A 19,680-nucleotide genomic window follows, 5' to 3' on the forward strand; every position below is an offset into this window, starting at 1 on the left:
GGGGCAAGACCATGGTCGATACCACTGGATTTCGTAATGCCATGGCGCTGTTGGGCGGCGCCGTTTCAGTCATCACCACCGATGGTGCCGCGGGCCGCTTCGGCTTCACCGCTTCGGCAGTGTGCAGCGTCACCGACCAGCCGCCGACGCTGCTGGTGTGCATGAACCGCTCCTCGTTCGCCAATGGCCATTTCAAGCAGAACGGCGTGCTCAGCGTGAACGTGCTGACGGCCGAGCTGAAGGAAATATCCGCCGTGTTCGCCAACCGCGAACTGAGCCCCGACGAGCGCTTCGCCCGCGCCAGTTGGAGCACTCTGGAGAGCGGTTCGCCGCTGCTGGACGACGCCCTGGTGAGCTTCGACTGCCGCATCGCCCAAGCCCATGAGGTGGGTTCCCACACCATCTTCTACTGCGAAGTGCTGGGCATTCGCCACGGCAAGAGCCAGGAAGGCCTGGTGTATTTCAACCGCGCCTACCACCGCCTGGGAGATGCCTCGCGCTCGGCGTGCTGAGCCGGGTTGGTGGGCTGGGTTCATGTAGGAGCGAGCTTGCTCGCGAAAGATCGTCGCGGGGGTGTTCGCCAGCAAGCTGGCTCTTGCGGCGAACTCCGCAGGTTGTGGCTGAGCGATGCGAAGCCCAGCAAGCGGAGCCCCGGAACGGAAGAAAGAATTCCGGAGTTTCTCCGGATTACCTGGCGAGTTTCCTTCGCCAAGTTTTGAGTTGTACCCATAACTAGAAATCGAGGGCGCCCGTACATGTTCGGGTAACGGGCCTTGCTACGCCTTTTTGCAGTAAGTGGTCATAAAAACAACACTGCGGATTAACTGCCTGAGTTGCTCTTTAGCGAATTAATCTGCTCCCACTCAATGTGCATTGCGTGCACATGTAATAAAGGATCACGTCCATGTTTCAGAACAGCTGGCTGGCCAGCGGCGTTGCCGCCGCGGGCCTGATGGGAATGCTCGTGCCGATGTCTGCCCAGGCGGACTTCGTGAAGGATCGGCAGATCAGTCTCGGACTGCGTAACTTCTATATCGATCGTGACTTCAAACAGGACAATGCCCCGCAGTCACGTATCGGTAGTTGGACTCAGGGTTTTGATTTTCGCGCCATCTCCGGATATACCGAAGGCCCGTTGCAGTTCGGGCTGGACCTTTCCGGGCAATATGCCTATCGCCTGGACGGCGGCGGTGGACGCGGCCCGGACAGCATCATTCCCTACGACGACAGCAAGGGTGAGCAGGCGCGTGATTACGGCCGTGCCGCACTGACGGGCAAGATGCGCTATTCCAAGACCGAGCTGAAGGTGGGCGAGCACCGCCCGATGCTGCCGGTTGCCTTCTACGACGACAGCCGCCAGTTGATCACCACTTACCACGGCTTCCTGCTCGACTCCCGTGAACTGGACAAGCTGACCTTCACCGCCGGCCGCTTCACCGAAATCAGCAGCCGCGAGTCGTCCAACCGCGAAAAGATGTACCTGTTCACCGGCCCCAACGGCCCGCGTCGCACCAGCGATGGGCTGAACTTCGGCGGTGCCACCTACGCTTTCAATCCGAGCCTTTCCGCCACCTACTTCTATGGCCAGCTCGAAGACATCTACCAGCAGCACTACGCCGGCCTGACCCACAACGCCGACCTCGGCAACGGTTATGGCCTGAAGACCGACCTGCGCTACTTCGACAACAGCGAGGACGGCAAGGCGCTCTACGGCGACATCGATAACCAGTCCTACGGTGCCATGACCACCTTGCGCAAGGGCGCCCACGCCGTCGGCGTCGGCTACCAGCGCATGCTCGGCGAGAGTGCCTTCCCGACCCTGAACGGCTACGCGCCGCAACCCTACCTGGTGAACTGGTCCACCGTCGGCTTCGTCAAGCCTAACGAAAGCTCCTGGCAGTTGCGCTACGACCTCGACTTCGCCGCCTACGGCGTACCCGGCCTCAAGTTGATGACCCGCTACCTGCGCGGCACCGGCATCGACCGTGGCAATAATGCCCTGGACCAGAACGTCGAGAGCGAACGCAACTTCTTCCTCAGTTATGTGGTGCAGAGCGGCCCGCTCAAGGGCGTTGGCGTCGAGTGGCGCAACATCGACGTGAAAACCCGCTATGGCAATGGCAGCGCCTCGGGCCCGGACTACCAGGAGAACCGCCTGATCACCACCTACACCTTCAAGTTCTGAGCCGCACGGGGCCGGCCGATGATGGCCGGCCCCGCTTTCGGCCAAGGCGAAGAGACCTCGATGCGACTCTACGAACTCATCACGTTCACCCTGCGGGTGCGCACCCCGGCCGCGGCCCTGGCGCGCCTGGAATCCACCCTGACCGAAGCGCTGCCGGGTTGCACCCTGGTCGGTTGCTGGTCGTCCGAGATCGGCCCTCTGAATCAGGTCGCCGTGCTGCGCGGCTTCAGCGATGAACAGACCCGCCAGGCCGAGCGCGAGCGCTACCTGCTGGCGAGGGACGCATTCGGTATCGAGGAATTCATGCTCGACATGAAGGTGGAGAACTACAGCCTGTTCCCCTTTCTCGAACCCCTCGCGCCGGGCGCCCACGGCCCCTTCTACGAACTGCGCGAATACAACCTGATTCCCTCCGGCCTGGCCCCCACCCTGGAAGGCTGGAAAAAGGCCGTCGGGCCGCGCACCGGAGAAGGCTATTCACAGGTCTACGCCGCCTTCTACGCCACCGACGGACGCACGCCGCGCTACCTGCACATCTGGCCCTACGCAACCCTGGAGCAGCGGCTCGACGTGCGCACGAGGGCTGTGGAGGACGGCGTGTGGCCGCCGGAGAACTCCGGGCCACAGCTGCGCGAGATGCATTCCACGGCCTACCTGCCGGCGAAGTTTTCGCCGTTGCAGTAGGGCGGGATGTGAAACCTTTTTAGCTTTACCTCGGCCCGTTCCACTCCTTTGCGGGCCTTTTTTTCTTGTTGTGGGGGCGGTTTTTCGTGGGGGCGAATTCATTCGCTATGGGCAGCGAAGCTGCCCCGAATATCCCCAGGGCAGACCTGCGGCCTGCTCAGCGAATGAATTCGCCCCCACAAGGTGTCCGCTGTTCAGCCGATGCGCCCTTCGGACAGCTCCTCGATCAGCGCCAGGCAATGGGTCAGCGCCGGCGAGGCATCGCCCACGCGACGGCTGATGATGATCGGGGAGGTGGCCTGGGCTTCCTGCAGGGTGGCGTAGCCGATGTCGATGCGGTGCAGCACCTGCACCGAGGCCGGCACCAGGGTGATGCCGATGCCGGCGGCGACCAGGCCGATGGCGGTCTGCAGTTCGTTGGTCCACTGCGCCACTTCGATCTGCAGGCCGTAGGCGGCGAACAGCGCGAGCACATGGTCGGCATAGCTCGGCCTGGGGTTTCCCGGATAGAGCACGAAAGGCTCCTGGGCCAGGTCGGTCAGGCTCACCGGGCCGGGCAACAACGGATGCCCAGCGGGGAGGGCGGCCACCAGCGGGTCGAGGGTCAACACCTGTTGCTGGATGGCGGGGTCGTTGATGTGGATGCGGCCGAAGCCGACGTCAATACGCCCGGCCTTGAGCGAGTCCACCTGTTGCAGCGTGGTCATCTCCGACAGCCCCAGTTCCAGGCCGGCGTCGCTGCGCAGGCGGCGAATCAGATCGGGCAGCACACCGTAGAGGGTGGAGGGCGCGAAGCCGATGCCGAGCCAGGCCTTTTCGCCCGACCCAATGCGGCGGGTATTGTCACAGACCTTTGTCAGCTGTTCGAGAAGGGTGCTGGAATGCTCATGGAAGAAGCGCCCCGCTTCGGTCAGGCGCAGGGGCCTGCCACGCTCCAGCAGGGCCACGCCCAGCTCCTCTTCGAGCTGCTGGATCTGGCGGCTCAGTGGAGGTTGCGCAATGTGCAGGCGTTCTGCGGCGCGGGTGAAGTTGAGGGTTTCGGCGAGCGCCTGGAAGTAGCGCAGGTGACGAAGCTCCATGGTGACTCCGGGGCGATTGCGTTTCAGGTTGGTCGATACCCTGGAGGTATCGAGCTAGACAAACTCTATATTGGACCTCGCGATTTGTCGCGGCCACTATCGGGACCAGATGAAACGAACCTGATGGGTATTGAAGTGAGCCAAGTTCTGATCGAAAGCGTCGAGGCGATCATCGTCGACCTGCCGACCATCCGCCCGCACAAGCTGGCCATGCACACCATGCAGAACCAGACGCTGGTGGTGATCCGCCTGCGTTGCTCCGATGGCGTCGAAGGCCTTGGCGAGTCCACCACCATCGGTGGCCTGGCGTACGGCAACGAGAGCCCCGAGAGCATCAAGCAGAACATCGACAGCCACCTCGCGCCGCTGCTGATCGGCCAGGACGCCTGCAACATCAACGCCGCCATGCTGCGTCTGGACAAGGCCGCCAAGGGCAACACCTTCGCCAAGTCCGGCCTGGAAAGCGCGCTGCTGGATGCCCAGGGCAAGCGCCTCGGTCTGCCGGTCAGTGAGCTGCTCGGCGGCCGTGTGCGGGATGGCCTGGAAGTGGCCTGGACCCTGGCCAGCGGTGACACCGCCAAGGACATCGCCGAAGCCGAGCACATGCTGGAAATCCGCCGTCACCGCATCTTCAAGCTGAAGATCGGCGCGGGCGAAGTGAACCGCGACCTCAAGCACGTGATCGCCATCAAACAGGCCCTGGGCGACAACGCCAGCGTGCGCGTCGACGTGAACCAGGCCTGGGACGAATCCGTCGCCCTGCGTGCCTGCCGCATCCTCGGCGACAACGGCATCGACCTGATCGAGCAGCCGATCTCGCGCATCAACCGTTCCGGCCAGGTGCGCCTGAACCAGCGCAGCCCGGCGCCGATCATGGCCGACGAATCCATCGAAAGTGTCGAAGACGCCTTCAGCCTGGCCGCCGACGGCGCCGCCAGCATCTTCGCCCTTAAGATCGCCAAGAACGGTGGCCCGCGCGCCGTGCTGCGCACCGCGCAGATCGCCGAGGCGGCCGGAATCGCCCTGTATGGCGGCACCATGCTGGAAGGCTCCATCGGCACCCTGGCGTCCGCCCACGCGTTCGTTACCCTCAAGCAACTGACCTGGCACACCGAGCTGTTCGGCCCGCTGCTGCTGACCGAGGAGATCGTCAGCGAAGCACCGGTCTACCGTGACTTCCAGCTGCACGTGCCGCGTACCCCCGGCCTTGGCCTCGCCCTGGACGAAGAGCGCCTGGCGTTCTTCCGCCGCAAGTAAACAGGAGTCCGATCCCATGCTGTTCCACGTAAAAATGACTGTGAAGCTTCCGGTCGACATGGACCCGGCCAAGGCCGCCAAGCTCAAGGCCGACGAGAAAGAACTGGCCCAGCGCCTGCAGCGCGAAGGCAAGTGGCGTCACCTGTGGCGCATCGCCGGTCACTACGCCAACTACAGCGTCTTCGACCTCGCCAGCGTCGAGGAGCTTCACGACACCCTGATGCAGCTGCCGTTGTTCCCCTACATGGAGATTGAGGTGGACGGCCTCTGCCGCCACCCATCGTCGATTCACGAAGACGATCGCTGATCGTTTCGCGCCGATAACAACAAGATGAGGAAATAGCCATGACTATCAAACTGTCCAGCACCGAAAGCGTTCAGAAGTTCTTCCAGGAAGCCAGCGGCTTCAACAACGATCAGGGCAGCCAGCGCATGAAGAAGCTGGTCAACCGCATCCTGATCGACACTGTCAAAATCATCGAAGACCTGGAAGTCACCACCGAGGAGTTCTGGAAGGCGGTGGACTACTTCAACCGCATGGGCGCTCGTGGTGAAGCCGGCTTGCTGGTGGCTGGCCTGGGCCTTGAGCACTACCTCGACCTGCTGCTGGATGCCCAGGACGAGCAGGCCGGTCTGTCCGGCGGCACCCCGCGCACCATCGAAGGCCCGCTGTACGTAGCCGGCGCGCCGCTGTCCGAAGGCGAAACCCGCATGGACGATGGCACCGACCCGGGCACCGTGATGTTCCTCGAAGGCCGCGTACTCGATACCGAAGGCCAGCCCATCGCCGGCGCGGTAGTCGACCTGTGGCACGCCAACACCAAGGGCACCTACTCCTACTTCGACACCACCCAGTCGGACTACAACCTGCGCCGCCGCATCGTCACCGACAGTGAGGGCCGCTACCGCGCCCGCAGCATCGTGCCGTCCGGCTACGGCTGCCCGCCCGATGGCACCACCCAGGAAGTGCTGAACCTGCTGGGCCGCCACGGCAATCGTCCGGCGCACATCCACTTCTTCATCTCTGCGCCGGGTTATCGCCACCTGACCACCCAGATCAACCTGTCCGGCGACGAGTACCTGTGGGACGACTTCGCCTACGCCACCCGCGACGGCCTGGTGGGTGAGGTGCGCTTCACTGAAGACGCCGCTGCCGCCGCTGCCCGTGGCGCCAAGGATCGCTTCGCCGAGATCGAGTTCAACTTCGAGCTGCAATCCGCTTTGACTCCGGAACAGGAAGCGATTCGCGACCGCGTACGCGCCGAAGCCTGAGTCACCGAATTGGTGGGGGAGGCTGGTTCCTCCGCCATTTGAGCCGGCCGTTTGGCCGGCTTTTTTATGGGCGGCTGCTTTCGGGGCAATGCCGAACGCTGCTTCCCTCACCCCGCACTCGGTCTTGCCGCGAATCACTGCTCCAATTCTCCGGATAACCATCCCCGACTTTCCGGATTTCGCCCCTCCTCGGGATGCCGCCTAATCGCCGGAAAACCATCGGAGGTGCTCATGACCCGCCCCAGCGATCCGGCCGAACTGGCCGCCTACTACGACGTGCAATACAACGCCCGCGCCAGCGTCGAGGACTTCGACCAGTACCCACGCCACTACCGCGCGCTGAGTGACGAAGCCCATGCCGGCCTGCGCTGTTTCAAGGATGTTGCCTACGGACCGGGTGCCGGCGAGCGGCTGGATATCTTCCCCGCCGAGCGGCCGGATGCCCCGGTGCTGCTGTTCATCCACGGCGGCTACTGGCGAGCCCTGTCCAAGGCGGATTCCGCCTTTATGGCGCCGGCCCTGACCGCTGCCGGCGCGTGCGTGGTGGTGCTGGACTACGACCTGGCCCCGGCGGTAACCCTCGATCACATCGTCGGCCAGACCCGCCAAGCGCTGGCCTGGCTGCACCGGCATATCGCCGAGTTCGGCGGTGACCCACAGCGCCTGTATGCGAGCGGCAGTTCGGCGGGCGGGCACCTGACCGGGATGCTGCTGGCCGGAGGCTGGCATGGGCGCTACGGCGTGCCAGACGGCGTGCTGCGCGGTGCGCTTCCCATCAGTGGGCTGTTCGACCTACGGCCGCTGCTGGAAACGCATATCAACGGCTGGATGGGGATGGACGAGGCGGCGGCACGGCGCAACAGCCCGACCTTCCACCTGCCCACGCGAGGCGCCGAGCTGGTGATCAGCTACGGGGCGCTGGAGACGGCGGAGTTCGCTCGCCAGTCCCATGACTTCCTCGAGGCCTGGCGCGCGAACGGGCTGCCGGGGCGCTTTGTCGAAGCGCCCGGCCGGAACCATTTCGATGTGGTGCTGGAGCTGGGCCAGCCGGGGACGCCGTTGTACCGGGCGATGTGCGAATTGATGGCGTTGTAGCAGATCCTTTGTGGGGGCGATTTCAATCGCTGAGGGGCACGCAGCGCCCCCAAAGGCAGACCTGCGGCCTGCATCGCGAATGAATTCGCCCCCCACAGTAAAACGTCCCCACAGGGAGCCATTAGCCTCAACCCAACAACTCCCGCAACTGCCCGGTGATCCGCTGCTTCTCTTCCAGCCGCTGCATGATGCGCTGGACGATTTCGTAACGTGTGGTGGCCACGGTCTTCATCTCTGCCAGGGCCTGCAGCGCGATGGCGGATTTCTCCAGGCCGGAGCGGGTCGAGCCGTCCACCTGGGCCAGGCCCGTGCGGGCGTTCTCCGAGGCGTTTTGCAGGCCGCCGACAATCTCCCTGATCTGTTCGCTGGCTTCGTTGGCGCGGCGGGCGAGGTTGCGCACTTCATCGGCCACCACCGCGAAGCCGCGACCCTGCTCGCCGGCGCGTGCCGCTTCGATGGCGGCATTGAGGGCCAGCAGGTTGGTTTGCTTGGCGATCTCCTGGATGCTGCCGACGATGGAGCCGATGCGCTGCGACTGGTCACTGAGGTCGTTGAACACCGCGGTGATATGGACCATATAGTCGCCCAACTGGCTGATCGAGGTTTTCGAGTCTTCGATGCTGCGGGTGCTCAGTTGCAGGCACTCGCCTGCCTGCCGCGCCAGGGTATTGGCCTGCTGCATGTCGGCCTCGCTCTGGGCGATGGCGCCACCGAGGTCGACCAGGCGGGTCAGCAGTGGTTCGAGGGGCAGGCTGGGCACTGGCGATGCGGAGATATCCACAAGGGGCGGCGAGGCGGGCAGCGGCTCCGGGGCTGGCTGGATCACCGGAATCTCGATGACCTGAGCAGGCAGATGGTGATAGAGCAACCCACCGCAGAAGCTGCAGGCGCCGGCCAGGACCAGCGGCCAAGGGCTGGCCAGCAGCCAGGCGGCGAGCATGAACAGGCCGCCGAGAAAGAGCAGCAGGGCGGCCAGGGATTGTCGGGACATGGGGAATCCTTGTCGGTGGCAGGCACCGGGGGAAGTTACCTGTGGGGGCGAATTCATTCGCTAGGGGCGGCGTAGCTGCCCCCAACGAACCTCCGTAGGGCAGCCCTTCGGTCTGCTTCGCGATTGAAATCGCCCCCACAGGTAGAGCAGGCCGTGCCGAGGCCTGATCTTGGTGCTCGGTCTTAGAACAGTGCCAATGTGTAATTGAGGATCAGCCGGTTCTCGTCAATGTCGGTGCGGTAGTTGGAACGTGCGGTGACATTGCGGATGCGCACACCCAGGCCCTTGAGCGAGCCGCTCTGGATCACGTAGCCGATATCCAGGTCGCGTTCCCAGTCCTCGCCTTCGAAGCCCTTGCCGGTATCCACGTTGTCGCCCTTGATGTAGCGCACAGTGGTGGTCAGGCCGGGGATGCCGAGGGCGGCGAAGTCGTAGTCATGGCGCACCTGCCAGGAGCGCTCATCCGCCGAAGCGAACTCGTAGGTCGGCACTTCGTTGCCCAGCGGTGTGATGTTGGCGAACACCTTGGGGAAGCCCTGGTCGCCGTACATGCCCTGGTAGCCGACGAAGAAGGTATGGCCGCCGCGCTTGGCCGAGAGCAGGGAGTAGAAGGCCTGGTTGTCGACCTCCCCGATCAGCTTCTTGCCGTCTTCGGCGGAGTCGTAGAAGCCCATGTTGGCGCCCAGTACCCAGTCACCCACCGGCTCGGCGTGCTTGAGGCTGATCAGGCGCTGGTCGTAGATGTCCTCCAGCTGCGCGTACCAGGCACCTACCGTGGTGCGGTTGGCGTTGAAGGCGTAGTCGGCGCCGGCGTAGTTGAAGGCATCGCTTGCGGCCTGGCGCTGCGGTTGGTAGCCGATCTGGGCCTGGATCTTGTCGTCGCCGGCCTCGTTGCGCAGGCTGGTGCCGGTCAGGTGGCCGCCTTGCAAGGTCAGGCCGGCGATCTCATTGGAGGTGATGCTGGCGCCCTGGTAGCTGGGCGGCAGCAGGCGGATGTCGCTGAACATCAGTACCGGCAGGTTGGGTTGCAGCTCGCCGACTTTCAGCTCGGTCTTCGACATGCGCATCTTGCCGGCCACGCCCAGGCGGCTGTAGTCGTCGGCGGCCTCGCCATCTTCCTGCACCGGCAGCAGGCCGGTGTTGACGCGGTCGGGGCTGCTGTCGAGCTTGATGCCGAGGGTGCCGATGGCATCGATGCCGAAGCCCACCGGTCCAGGGGTATAGCCGGACTTGAAGTTGAGGATGAAGCCCTGGGCCCATTCCTCGGCCTTGGACTGCTGGTTCGGCCCGACGATGTCGGAGAAGTCGCGGCTGAAGTAGTAATTGCGCAGTTGCAGGGTCGCGGTGGAATCCGCGATGAAGCCGGATTCTGCAGCCAGGGCCGAAAGCGGGAGGGTGCTCAAAAGGATCGGGAACGCACGGGACTTGTAGATCATCGCAAGGCTCTTCTTCTTCTGGTTTTCTGGGCGCAACCGTCCGCCGCCGGCCTTCGAGGAGGCCGATGGAGGGCGGGTTGCGTCGGGGTGTCCGGCCCGTCGTGACTACGGGCCGGATTCAAGGGCGAGCTAGACGCCCAGGTATCGGTGCGACAACTCCGGTGTCGCGGCGAGTTGATCCGGCGTGCCCTGCCAGACCTGTCGGCCCTTCTCGATGATGTGGTGGCGATCGACCACCCGCGCCATCTCCTTGAGGTTCTTGTCGATGACCAGGATGGTTTCGCCCTCGGCCTTGAGGGTGGCCAGGCAGTTCCAGATGGTCTCGCGGATCACCGGGGCCAGGCCTTCGGTGGCTTCGTCGAGGATCAGCAACTGCGGGTTGGTCATCAGTGCGCGGCCCACCACCAGCATCTGTTGCTCGCCGCCGGAGAGGGTCCTGGACAATTGCTCCCGGCGCTCTTGCAGACGCGGGAACAGCGCGTAGATGCGCGCCAGGTCCCACTTGCCGCCCTTGGTGGCGGTGGCCAGCAGGTTTTCCTTCACGCTCAGGCTGCCGAAGGCGCGGCGGCCCTCTGGCACCAGTCCGAGGCCCGCCTGGGCGATGCGGTAGGGCATGGCGCCGCGCATCTCCTGGCCGTGGATGCGGATACTGCCGGCACTGGGCTTGAGCAGGCCCATGATGGATTTCACGGTGGTGGTCTTGCCCATGCCGTTACGGCCTATCAGCGAGACCACCTGACCCTGTTCGATGCTCAGGTGCATGTCGAACAGCACCTGGCTCAGGCCGTAGCCGGCCTGCAATCCACTGACTTCAAGCATGTTCTTCCCCCAGGTAGGCAGTGCGGACCTGCGCGTTGCTGCGGACTTCTTCGACGGAGCCGGTGAGGATGGTCTGGCCATAGACCAGTACGGTGATGCGGTCGGCGAGGGCGAACACGGCATCCATGTCGTGCTCTACCAGCAGAATGGCGTAGCGCCCCTTGAGCGACTGGAGCAGCTCGGTCATGCGTGCGGATTCTTCCGCCCCCATGCCGGCCATGGGTTCGTCCAGCAGCAGGACCGAGGCTTCCTGGGCCAGTGCCAGGGCCAGTTCCAGCTGGCGGCGTTCGCCGTGGGACAGCTCGCTCACCAGGTCCTGCGCGCGGCGACCGAGGCCCACCTGTTCCAGGTAGCCCTGGGCCGGGTCCAGCAGGCGGCGGTCACGGGACAGCGGGCGCCACATGCCGAAACTCTTGCCTTCGCGGGCAGCGATGGCCACCGCGACGTTCTCCAGCAGGCTGAAGTCCGGGTAGAGCTGGCTGACCTGGAAGGAGCGGGCCAGGCCCAGGCGCGGCCGCTCATGGGCCGGCACGTCGGTGATGTCCTGGCCGGCGAAGAGGATCTGGCCCTTGTCCGGGCGGATTTCCCCGGCGATCTGCGAGATCAACGTCGACTTGCCGGCGCCGTTGGGGCCGATGATGGCGTGCAACTCGCCAGCGGCCAGCTCCAGGTTGGCGCCGTTGGTGGCTTTCACTGCACCGAAGGCCTTTTCCAGGCCCCGAATGGACAGTTGCGCGCTCATGGGTGCACCTCGCGGGTGGTGGCGACAGGGGGGGACTTGGCGGAGACCTTGCGCGGCCCTTGACGGGCCATCAGCAGGCCGTAGATGCCCTGGCGGCCGAACAGCACTACCAGCAGCAGGAGGGGGCCGAAGATCAGCAGCCAGTGCTCGGTCCACAGGCTCAACAGCTGTTCCAGGCCGAGGTAGACAGCCGCTCCCAGCACCGGGCCGAGGAGGGTGCCGACGCCGCCGAGGATGACCATCGCCATCAGTTCACCGGACTTCTGCCAGGCGCCCATGTCAGGGCTGACGAACAGCGCGTAGTTGGCCCAGAGCACACCGGCCAGCCCCGCGCCGAGGCCGGCGATGACGAAGGTGGTGAGGCGATAGCGCAGGGGTTTCAGGCCGAGGCTGACGGTACGCCGCTCGCTCTGCTTGAGGCCGCGCAGGACGAAGCCGAATCGCGAATCCACCAGGCGCCGACAGAACAACAGCCAGCCCACCAGCAGGGCTACGCAGAGGTAGTAGAACGCGTTGGCGTCATTCAGGTCGAGGCCGGGCAGGCTGTTGCGCTCGTTCATCAGGATGCCGTCGTCACCGCCGTAGAGCGACAGCGAACCGAGGATGAAATAGAGCATCTGGCTGAAGGCCAGGGTGATCATGATGAACTGCACGCCGCTGGTGCGCAGCGACAGGTAGCCCATCACCAGGCCAAGCAGGGCGCAGCAGAGTAGGGCCAGCGGCCAGACCACCAGCGCGCTGTTGCTGCCTTCCCAGCCCCACAGCGGCATCGCCTGCGAGCTGTGGAAGGCGATGATGCCGACCACGTAGCCGCCCAGGCCGAAGAAGGCCGCGTGGCCGAAGCTGACCAGGGCGCCGTAGCCGATCAGCAGGTCCAGGCTGGCGGCGGCCATGCCGTAGATGGCCAGGCGCGTGAACAGGCTGACCAGGAAGGGTTCGTCGAACAGCGCTGCCACCAGGGGCATCAGCGCGAAGGTGGCCAGGCAGGCCAGGTCGATAAAGAGGCGACGGGACATGGGATTCTCCTCAGGCGCGGGCCGGCAGCAGGCCACGCGGACGCACCAGCAGCACCAGGGCCATGACGATGTACGCGCTGGCGGATATCAGCCCGGCGCTCAGGGCACCGCTGACCTCGGCCGGCAGCAGCTGGTCCAGCAGTTGCGGGATGTAGGCGCGGCCCAGGCTGTCGACCATGCCGATCAGCAGGGCGCCCACCAGGGCACCGCGCACCGAGCCAACGCCGCCGACGACGATGACCACGAACGTAGTGATCAGCACCTTCTCGCCCATGCCGATCTCCACCGAGAGCAGCGGCGCGGCCATGAACCCGGCGAGGCCGCAGAGCATGCAGCCGAAAACGAATACCAGGGTGTAGAGACGGCTGATGTTTACCCCCAGCGCACCGACCATCTCGTGGTCGTCGGCGCCGGCGCGAATGAGCATGCCCAGGCGGGTGTGGTTGATCAGCAGCCACATGCCCAACGCCACCAGCAGGCCCGCGCCGATGAAGAGCAGGCGGCTGACCGGGTACATCAGGCCGGGGAGCACTTCGACGAAGGCGTTGTACCAGTCCGGCGTCGGCATGGCCGGCGGGCTGCGGCCGAACAGCAGGGTGATCAGCTCGTTGGTGAAGAACACCACTGCGAGGGTGGCCAGCACCTGGTCCAGATGGTCGCGGTTGTAGAGACGGCGGATGATCCCGGTTTCGATCACCAGGCCGTAGAGCGCGGCACCGGCCAGGGCGGCGAGGCCGCCGAGCCAGAACGAGCCGCTGGCAATGGCGGTATAGGCGGCACAGAAGGCGCCGACCATGTAGAAGGCGCCGTGGGCCAGGTTGATGACGCCCATGATGCCGAAGATCAGCGTCAGGCCGGAGGCGAGCAGAAACAGCAGGGCGCTGTACTGCAGGCCATTGAGAAGTTGTTCGAGCAACAGCATGGCGAAGTCCTGCGGTGGTGGCCCGCCGGTGTGGCCGGCGGGCAGGCGGATCAGGTTGGAATCAGAGCGCGCACTGGGCTGCGTAGCTGTCCACCTGGGCCTTGGCGATGGTCTTCACCGGCACTTCGGCGAGCTTGCCGTCGGCGCCGGCCTGGACCTTGAGCAGGTGCCAGTCGATCACCGCATGCTGGTTGCTGCCGAAGCGGAAGTCGCCACGTACCGAGTCGAAGCGGGCATCGCGCAGGGCCGCGCGGAAGGCATCGGCGTCCTTGAGGTTGCCGTTGGTGGCCTTGAGTGCCGAGCCGATCAGGCGCGCGGTGTCGTAGCCCTGGGCGGCATACATGGTCGGCGCGCGGTTGTACTTCTCGGTGAAGGCCTTGATGAAGGCCTGGTTGGTCGGGTTGTCGGACTGCGGGTTCCAGCCGCTCACCACGTTGACGCCCTCGGCCACGTTGCCGGTAGCCGCGAGCATGCGTTCATCCATGGAAAACACCGGCACCACCATTGGAATGCTCTTCGCCAGACCCGAGCTGCCGTACTGCTTGGCGAAGTTGATGCCGGCACCACCAGGATGGAACTGGAACACGGCGTCCGGGTTCAGCGAGCGGATGCGCGCCAGTTCCACGGAGAAGTCCAGCTGGTTGAGCTTGGTGTAGATCTCGGTGACTTCGCCCTTGAAAGTGCGCTTGAACCCGGCCAGCGCATCGCGACCGGCCTGGTAGTTGGGCGCCAGGATGACCATCTTCTTGTAGCCCAGGTCGTTGGCGGCAACGCCGGCCATCTCATGGGGCACATCGTTCTGGTAGGAGGCAGCGAAGTAGTTCGGCTTGCACTGCGCGCCGGCAAGGTTGGAAGGTGCGGCGTTGGTGCTGATGTAGAAACGGTCGCCCTGGGTGGCGCCGTTGACCACGGCGGCCAGCACATTGGAGAACATCACGCCAGTGTAGAGGGAGATGCCGTCCAGGCTCATGCGGTCGATGATCTGCTTGCCCTTGGCAGGTTGCAGGCCGTCGTCCTCGACCACCAGTTCCACCGGCACGCCGCCGAGTTTGCCGCCTTCCTGCTCCATGGCCAGGCGGAAGGCGTCGCGGGCGTCCTCGCCGAGGTAACCGGCCGGGGTCGAAAGGGTGGTGATGAAGCCGATGCGCACAGGGTCCTGTGCCAGGGCGGGAAGGGAAGAGGCCAGTGCGGCCCCGAGCATCGCAAGTTCAAGGGTCTTTTTCATGGTTACCGCCTTGGTTGCGCAGTGCCGTCGTGACCCGGCCTGCTAGTTGTTGTGTGGGCAGTTGGTGAAGCAGGTGGAGCGCTTTTGTTCTTCTTGCTCTCGTAGGATGGGTGGAGCGGAGCGAAACCCATGCTGGCCGTGCCAGGGCATCGAGTCCGATGGCGCTTGAGGTCGCTAATCGATGGGTTTCGCAGGCTCTACCCATCCTACGGAGAGGTCAGAGCGGGCTTTTCAGGTATTGCTCTCGGTGAACTTCTCGAAATACAGGTGGCCGTTGTCGAGGCTGTTTTCCGTGAGCCAGGTCTTCACCGACTCGACCATCGGCGGCGGGCCGCACAGGTACATGTCGAAGGGGGCTTCGCGCAGGGCGGCTGCATCGAAGTGCTCGGGTACGTAGCCGCGTTTGCCATTCCAGTCCTGACCTTCGTCGCTGATCACCGGGGTGAAGCTGAAACGGGGGATGCGCGCGGCGTAGCCCTGGATGCGCTCCAACTCGCAGAGGTCGGCCACCTGACGCACGCCGTAGAACAGGTGCACCGGCTGGCCGCAGCCGCCGCGCTCGGCGATTTCGTCGAGCATGCCGAGGAAGGCCGAGAGTCCGGTGCCGCCGGCTACCAGCAGCAGCGGCTTCTCGATGTGGCGCATGTAGAAGGCACCCAGTGGGGCCTCGAAGCGGATCTCGTCGCCCACCTTGCAGCGCTCGCGGATGTAGTTGCTCATCGCCCCGTCCGGCAGCAGGCGGATGAGGAACTGCAGCTTGTTCTCTGCATTCGGCCGGTTGGCGAAGGAGTAGGAGCGTTTCGAGTCCGTGCCCGGTACCTGTAAGCGGGCGTATTGGCCCGGCAGGAAGTCGAGGTGCTGGCCGTCGACACCGGCATCCAGGTGAAGGATGGCGGTGCTCGGTGAGACCTGCTCGACATGGGTGACGATGCCGCGCTCTTCCACCGTCTTCGACGCGCCGCAGAGCGCCGAGTCGAAGTCGAAGTAGAAGGCGGCGTCGGACTGCACGCGGGTCTGGCAGGTAAGCATTTTGCGCTGTTCCAGGTCCTTGGCCGACAAGGCCTCCTCGTCCACGTAGTCCATGGCGTAGCGGCCGGACTCGCAGCGGCCCATGCAGGTGCCGCAGACGCCCTCGCGGCAGTCCAGCGGAATGTTGATGCCGTTGCGCAGGGCGGCATCGAGCAGGATCTCGTTGCCGTGCACGGGGAAGAACAGCGTTTTGCCATCGGCAAAACTGAAGGCGACCTTGTGGTTCATGGCGCGTACATCCGGGCAATCAGAGGTGGTAGAAATCGAGCACCGAGTTGATGGTGTCGTTGAGCAGGAGCATGTGCTTGCGGGTGATCTTCCAGCTCTCGCCCGTGGGCTTGAGGTGGTAGGTCGCATGGCCGAAGAACTGCTCGCTCTGGCCTAGCCGGAAGTACAGGGTGTGCCAGTTGGTCTTCACTTCCAGTTGGCCGTCGTCACGCTCCTTGATGCGCACGTTGCTGATCTGGTGCAGGGTGCGCGGCATTGGGATGGTTGAGGCGGCCTTGCCGGTGCGGATGCGGAATACGCGGTCTTCCAGGCCCGAGCGGTTGCTGTAGTAGATCAGCGACATGCCGCGCTTCGGGTCGGTGGTGTACTGGTGCTCGGACTCCCACTGCGGCAGGTGGTACTCACACTGCTCGTCGAACAGGTCCAGGTAGGCGTCCCAGTCCTGGGCGTCGCACAGGGCCGACTTGCGGTAGAGGAACTGTTCGATCTGGTATTGCAGCTGCGGGTTCATGCCTGCACCTCCTGCAGTTTCAGGGCTTTCTGGTCCAGGCCCTGGAGCAGGAACCGCTGCCAGTTGCTGTGCTGGTTCACGTACAGGCCTTCATGGGTGAATTCGGTGCCGGTCATCACCGGGGCGATGCCCAGGGTCTGGCTGTTCGGCGTGGCGCCGGTGACCCACTTGCCGTAGCCGCGGGAGATGTCGCTCCAGCGCTCGAGGCGGCCCTGGAAGCCGCGTTGCTGTTCGCGGAATTCCACCAGGTCGTCGGGGGTGCCGAGGCCGGAGACGTTGAAGAAGTCCTCGAACTGGCGGATGCGGCTCTCGCGGTCGGCGTCGGATTCGCCTTTCACGCCGATGCACTGGCTGATGACCTCGGTCTTGTTCCAGGCCACCGGGCGCACGATGCGCAGTTGGGAGCTGATCTGGTCCATGAAGAACAGGCTGGGGTAGATGTTCAGGTTGCGCAGGCGGTGCATCATCCACTCCGCCTTGGCCTGGCCGTGCTCTTCCACCAGACGCGGCATCACGGTGGCGTAGCCGGGACGCACGGTGGGGTTGGGCATGTCGCTGAACAGCACGCTGTGGCCGTTGTGGAATGAGAACCAGCCATCGTCGGTCTCCGCATCGCCGGCGCCGAGCTTGCTGTAGTCCAGGGTGCTGCTGGCGCCACCCTTGGCGGCGTTGACCTGCTGGCGGTGTTGCACGGTGGCCACGTAGTTGTAGTGCACGGTGCTGACGTGATAACCGTCCAGGCCGTTCTCGTTCTGCAACTTCCAGTTGCCGTCGAAGGTGTAGGTGGACCTGCCGGGCAGCACTTCCAGCTCACCGGTGGGCGACTGGGCGACCATCATGTCGAAGAACACCTTGGCGTCGCCGAGGAAGTCTTCCAGGGAGTCGGTGCCGTTGGGGTCCAGGCTGATGAAGACGAAGCCCTTGTAGCTTTCGATGCGGGCTTTCTTCAGGCCACGGGTGGCCTTGTCGAAGCCTTCCGGGTACTCGCCGGGCGCCTTGACCTTCACCAGACGGCCGTCGCTCTTGTAGCACCAGGCGTGGAAGGGGCAGGTGAAGGTGGACTGGTTGCCCTTGCCCACACGGGTGAGGGTGGCGCCGCGATGCTGGCAGGCGTTGATCAGGGCGTTCAGCGCGCCATTGCCGTCACGGGTGATGATCATTGGCTGGCGGCCGGCGCGCATCGTCATGAAGTCGTGGACGTTGGGGATCTCGCTCTCGTGGCAGGCGTAGATCCAGTTCTTCTCGAAGATCAGCTCCATCTCCAGGTCGAACAGCTCCGGCTCGGTGAACATGTCCCGGGCAATGCGGTACACGCCTTCGGCCGGACGGAAGTCCAGGCAGCCGCTGACGTACTCTCTCCACTGCGCAACGTTTTTATTCGAAGTATTCATGGGTGGCACCTTCCACATCGGGCGAAACAGTGGAGGCCATTAGAAGGAGCCGGGACTTCCCCGGTCTATCCGCTTGGTTGGCAAAGATGCGCCGAAAATTTTGTGTTCGGCTGGCTGGCCGCAAGGCGCAGGGGACGGGGTTTTCAGCGGATTTCGGGCGGTCGGAAAAAGTGGATAGCCTTTGTCCGGGAAGCGGATAGCGGCGAGGTGCTGAAGGGGAATTGAATCCACGCTGTCGGCAGGTTGACGGGGCGCGGTAACGGTGGCCTGGCCTGGATTGGCACGAGGTAACGCAAAATCGTGGAAAGGGCGGATGGCTACCCGATTCGTTCGCTGCGCGCTATCCGAAAAATTGGCGAAGACTATCCGCCGGTGCTGCGCGGGTAACCCTTTGCCTGCGCGCCCTTCCCAAGTCGGGTAACACTGGGGCGCTTCACCTGTCTGGCGGTGCGTCATCGAGTGGCGCCGGTGACGGTGGGCAAGGCGCGCATCGAAACGTTGCTGCGCGTGCTTCAGGGCGTGGCAGCAACGCTCTGGGATGAGGCGTCCAGACGCGCGGTCTGGTTCTTTGAGGTGACCCGTCCGGGGGCGGGAGGAACGGTTCTATCCGGAAAGTTGGCCAATGCTATCCTCGTTTTCTGCTCTTCGAAGGATCGTGCTGGCGTGGCATGGAGCTTGCCTGCTTTAACTCGACGCGCCGCTAGAGCGCGCATCTCCAATTGCCGTGTTGGGTGCCGCGTGATGAGTACGAAGAACCATCTTCATTTTCGAGACATATCCGCCGATCGCTACGATCTGGCCGGAGCCCGGTCCTGGATGTCGAACATTTGCGGCCCTCACCACTTGAAGGTGGCGAGGCCCGAACGCATCCAGTTCCACCACAGCGGCAATGTGCTGCCCTCGATGTCCACGACCCTGGGCTATGTGGAGTACGGCACCGACGTCACCATCGGCGTCGGTGAAGAAATGAACCTCAACTGCTACAGCGTCAGCCTGCCTCTCCGCGGCGAGCAGGAGCTGGCCAAGTCCGGTCGTCTGCTGCATTCGGATCGCGATTGGGGCGTGATCGTCTCGCCCCACGAGCACCAGGAGCTGACCATCGGCGGCGACTGCCACAAGCTGCAAGTGGCCATTCCCCGTGCTGCCATGCAGCAGACGCTGGAAGACCTGCTGCAGCGCAGCGTGGACTTGCCCATATGCTTCCAGGCCGAGATGGACGCCGTGGATGGCGCGGCTGCGTCCTGGTGGCGCATGGCCCGGCACCTGATCGATGAGTTGGAACGCAGCCGTGACCTCTACGGCCAGCTGTTCTTCACCCGCGACCTGGAAAGCGCGCTGATCAAGGGACTGATCCTGGCGCAACCGAACAACTATTCGGACGAGCTGCGCGAGCGTCTGGAGATCAAGCTGCCGCACTACCTGCTGCGTGCCCGCTCGTTCATCCAGGCCCATGCCCGCGAGGACATCTGTCTGGAAGATATCGAGCGAGCCGCCGGCGTTTCGCGCTTCAAGCTGTTCGAGGGCTTCAGGAAGTACTTCGACCAGTCGCCGATGGCCTACTTGAAGAAGCATCGGCTGACCGCCGTGCGCCAGGACATCCTCGAGGATCGCTCGCAGCGCAACATCTCCGAGATTGCCATGGCCTGGGGCTTCAATCACCTCGGGCGCTTCTCCAGCGAGTACCGCAAGCTGTTCGGCGAAACACCGAGCGCCACTGTCCAGCGGCTGGAGGCCAGACGCGGCCTCAGCTTCTGAGGCGAGACCGCTCGTCGCCAACGCTTCGCACTATTGTCGAGCG

Annotated in this window: 19 protein-coding genes; 8 read left to right on the plus strand and 11 right to left on the minus strand. The window is 64.3% G+C overall.

From position 1 onward, the window contains the following. Positions 1–11: 11 nt before the first annotated feature. From E8F20_RS27405 to E8F20_RS27415, 3 genes are all read left to right on the plus strand, one after another. Positions 12–512, plus strand: coding sequence for a flavin reductase (locus E8F20_RS27405; RefSeq protein WP_280286561.1), 501 nt, complete (start codon positions 12–14; stop codon positions 510–512). Positions 513–904: 392 nt separating this feature from the next. After that, a complete protein-coding gene (locus tag E8F20_RS27410) occupies positions 905–2,185 on the plus strand; it encodes an OprD family porin (RefSeq protein WP_280286562.1) in 1,281 nt (426 codons plus the stop codon). Between the two features lie 60 nt (positions 2,186–2,245). Beyond that, a complete protein-coding gene (locus E8F20_RS27415) occupies positions 2,246–2,869 on the plus strand; it encodes an NIPSNAP family protein (protein ID WP_280286563.1) in 624 nt (207 codons plus the stop codon). 194 nt (positions 2,870–3,063) lie between these two features. On the opposite strand, the gene E8F20_RS27420 is transcribed toward E8F20_RS27415, so the two are convergent. Beyond that, positions 3,064–3,948 (minus strand): LysR family transcriptional regulator, encoded by an 885-nt coding sequence (locus E8F20_RS27420; protein WP_280286564.1) that lies wholly within the window; start codon positions 3,946–3,948, stop codon positions 3,064–3,066. 135 nt (positions 3,949–4,083) lie between these two features. Between E8F20_RS27420 and E8F20_RS27425 the strand changes: the two genes are divergently transcribed. The 4 genes from E8F20_RS27425 (at position 4,084) to E8F20_RS27440 (ending at position 7,572) form a co-directional block, all read left to right on the plus strand. Beyond that, positions 4,084–5,205 carry a muconate cycloisomerase family protein gene (locus tag E8F20_RS27425; protein ID WP_028628791.1) on the plus strand — a complete coding sequence of 374 codons (1,122 nt, stop codon included), beginning with the start codon at positions 4,084–4,086 and terminating at the stop codon, positions 5,203–5,205. 16 nt (positions 5,206–5,221) lie between these two features. After that, positions 5,222–5,512: a muconolactone Delta-isomerase gene (catC, locus tag E8F20_RS27430; RefSeq protein WP_028628792.1), complete on the plus strand. Its 291-nt coding sequence runs from the start codon at positions 5,222–5,224 to the stop codon at positions 5,510–5,512. A gap of 38 nt (positions 5,513–5,550) precedes the next feature. Then, complete coding sequence (gene catA / locus E8F20_RS27435; RefSeq protein ID WP_280286565.1) at positions 5,551–6,477, plus strand: catechol 1,2-dioxygenase; 927 nt, start codon at positions 5,551–5,553, stop codon at positions 6,475–6,477. A gap of 231 nt (positions 6,478–6,708) precedes the next feature. Next, positions 6,709–7,572, plus strand: coding sequence for an alpha/beta hydrolase (locus E8F20_RS27440; RefSeq protein WP_280286566.1), 864 nt, complete (start codon positions 6,709–6,711; stop codon positions 7,570–7,572). Positions 7,573–7,699: 127 nt separating this feature from the next. Here the strand turns inward: E8F20_RS27440 and E8F20_RS27445 are convergent, their stop codons facing one another. The 10 genes from E8F20_RS27445 to antA all read right to left on the minus strand — a co-directional run bounded on the left by E8F20_RS27445 (position 7,700) and on the right by antA (position 17,882). Then, complete coding sequence (locus tag E8F20_RS27445) at positions 7,700–8,563, minus strand: methyl-accepting chemotaxis protein (protein WP_280286567.1); 864 nt, start codon at positions 8,561–8,563, stop codon at positions 7,700–7,702. Positions 8,564–8,745: 182 nt separating this feature from the next. Then, positions 8,746–9,999: an OprD family porin gene (locus E8F20_RS27450; protein WP_280286568.1), complete on the minus strand. Its 1,254-nt coding sequence runs from the start codon at positions 9,997–9,999 to the stop codon at positions 8,746–8,748. 129 nt (positions 10,000–10,128) lie between these two features. Further along, positions 10,129–10,818, minus strand: a complete 690-nt coding sequence (locus E8F20_RS27455) for an ABC transporter ATP-binding protein (RefSeq protein ID WP_280286569.1) — start codon at positions 10,816–10,818, stop codon at positions 10,129–10,131. Beyond that, positions 10,811–11,560 carry an ABC transporter ATP-binding protein gene (locus E8F20_RS27460; RefSeq protein WP_280286570.1) on the minus strand — a complete coding sequence of 250 codons (750 nt, stop codon included), beginning with the start codon at positions 11,558–11,560 and terminating at the stop codon, positions 10,811–10,813. Before E8F20_RS27460 ends, E8F20_RS27455 begins: the two co-directional genes overlap by 8 nt. Beyond that, complete coding sequence (locus E8F20_RS27465) at positions 11,557–12,576, minus strand: branched-chain amino acid ABC transporter permease (RefSeq protein WP_280286571.1); 1,020 nt, start codon at positions 12,574–12,576, stop codon at positions 11,557–11,559. Before E8F20_RS27465 ends, E8F20_RS27460 begins: the two co-directional genes overlap by 4 nt. A gap of 10 nt (positions 12,577–12,586) precedes the next feature. After that, the gene (locus E8F20_RS27470) at positions 12,587–13,498 is read right to left on the minus strand and encodes a branched-chain amino acid ABC transporter permease (RefSeq protein WP_137822891.1); all 912 of its coding nucleotides are present in this window, start codon (positions 13,496–13,498) and stop codon (positions 12,587–12,589) included. A gap of 61 nt (positions 13,499–13,559) precedes the next feature. After that, positions 13,560–14,723: an ABC transporter substrate-binding protein gene (locus tag E8F20_RS27475; RefSeq protein ID WP_280286572.1), complete on the minus strand. Its 1,164-nt coding sequence runs from the start codon at positions 14,721–14,723 to the stop codon at positions 13,560–13,562. A gap of 231 nt (positions 14,724–14,954) precedes the next feature. After that, positions 14,955–15,980: an anthranilate 1,2-dioxygenase electron transfer component AntC gene (gene antC / locus E8F20_RS27480; protein ID WP_280286573.1), complete on the minus strand. Its 1,026-nt coding sequence runs from the start codon at positions 15,978–15,980 to the stop codon at positions 14,955–14,957. Between the two features lie 19 nt (positions 15,981–15,999). Continuing rightward, the gene (gene antB / locus E8F20_RS27485; protein WP_280286574.1) at positions 16,000–16,491 is read right to left on the minus strand and encodes an anthranilate 1,2-dioxygenase small subunit; all 492 of its coding nucleotides are present in this window, start codon (positions 16,489–16,491) and stop codon (positions 16,000–16,002) included. Then, positions 16,488–17,882: an anthranilate 1,2-dioxygenase large subunit gene (gene antA, locus E8F20_RS27490; protein WP_280286575.1), complete on the minus strand. Its 1,395-nt coding sequence runs from the start codon at positions 17,880–17,882 to the stop codon at positions 16,488–16,490. The genes antB and antA overlap by 4 nt, the downstream gene beginning before the upstream one ends. A gap of 741 nt (positions 17,883–18,623) precedes the next feature. Between antA and E8F20_RS27495 the strand changes: the two genes are divergently transcribed. Then, a complete protein-coding gene (locus E8F20_RS27495; RefSeq protein ID WP_280286576.1) occupies positions 18,624–19,637 on the plus strand; it encodes an AraC family transcriptional regulator in 1,014 nt (337 codons plus the stop codon). Positions 19,638–19,680: the final 43 nt, after the last annotated feature.

The sequence above is a fragment of the Pseudomonas sp. BN415 genome, assembly GCF_029871195.1.
Classification (GTDB): Bacteria; Pseudomonadota; Gammaproteobacteria; order Pseudomonadales; family Pseudomonadaceae; genus Metapseudomonas; species Metapseudomonas resinovorans.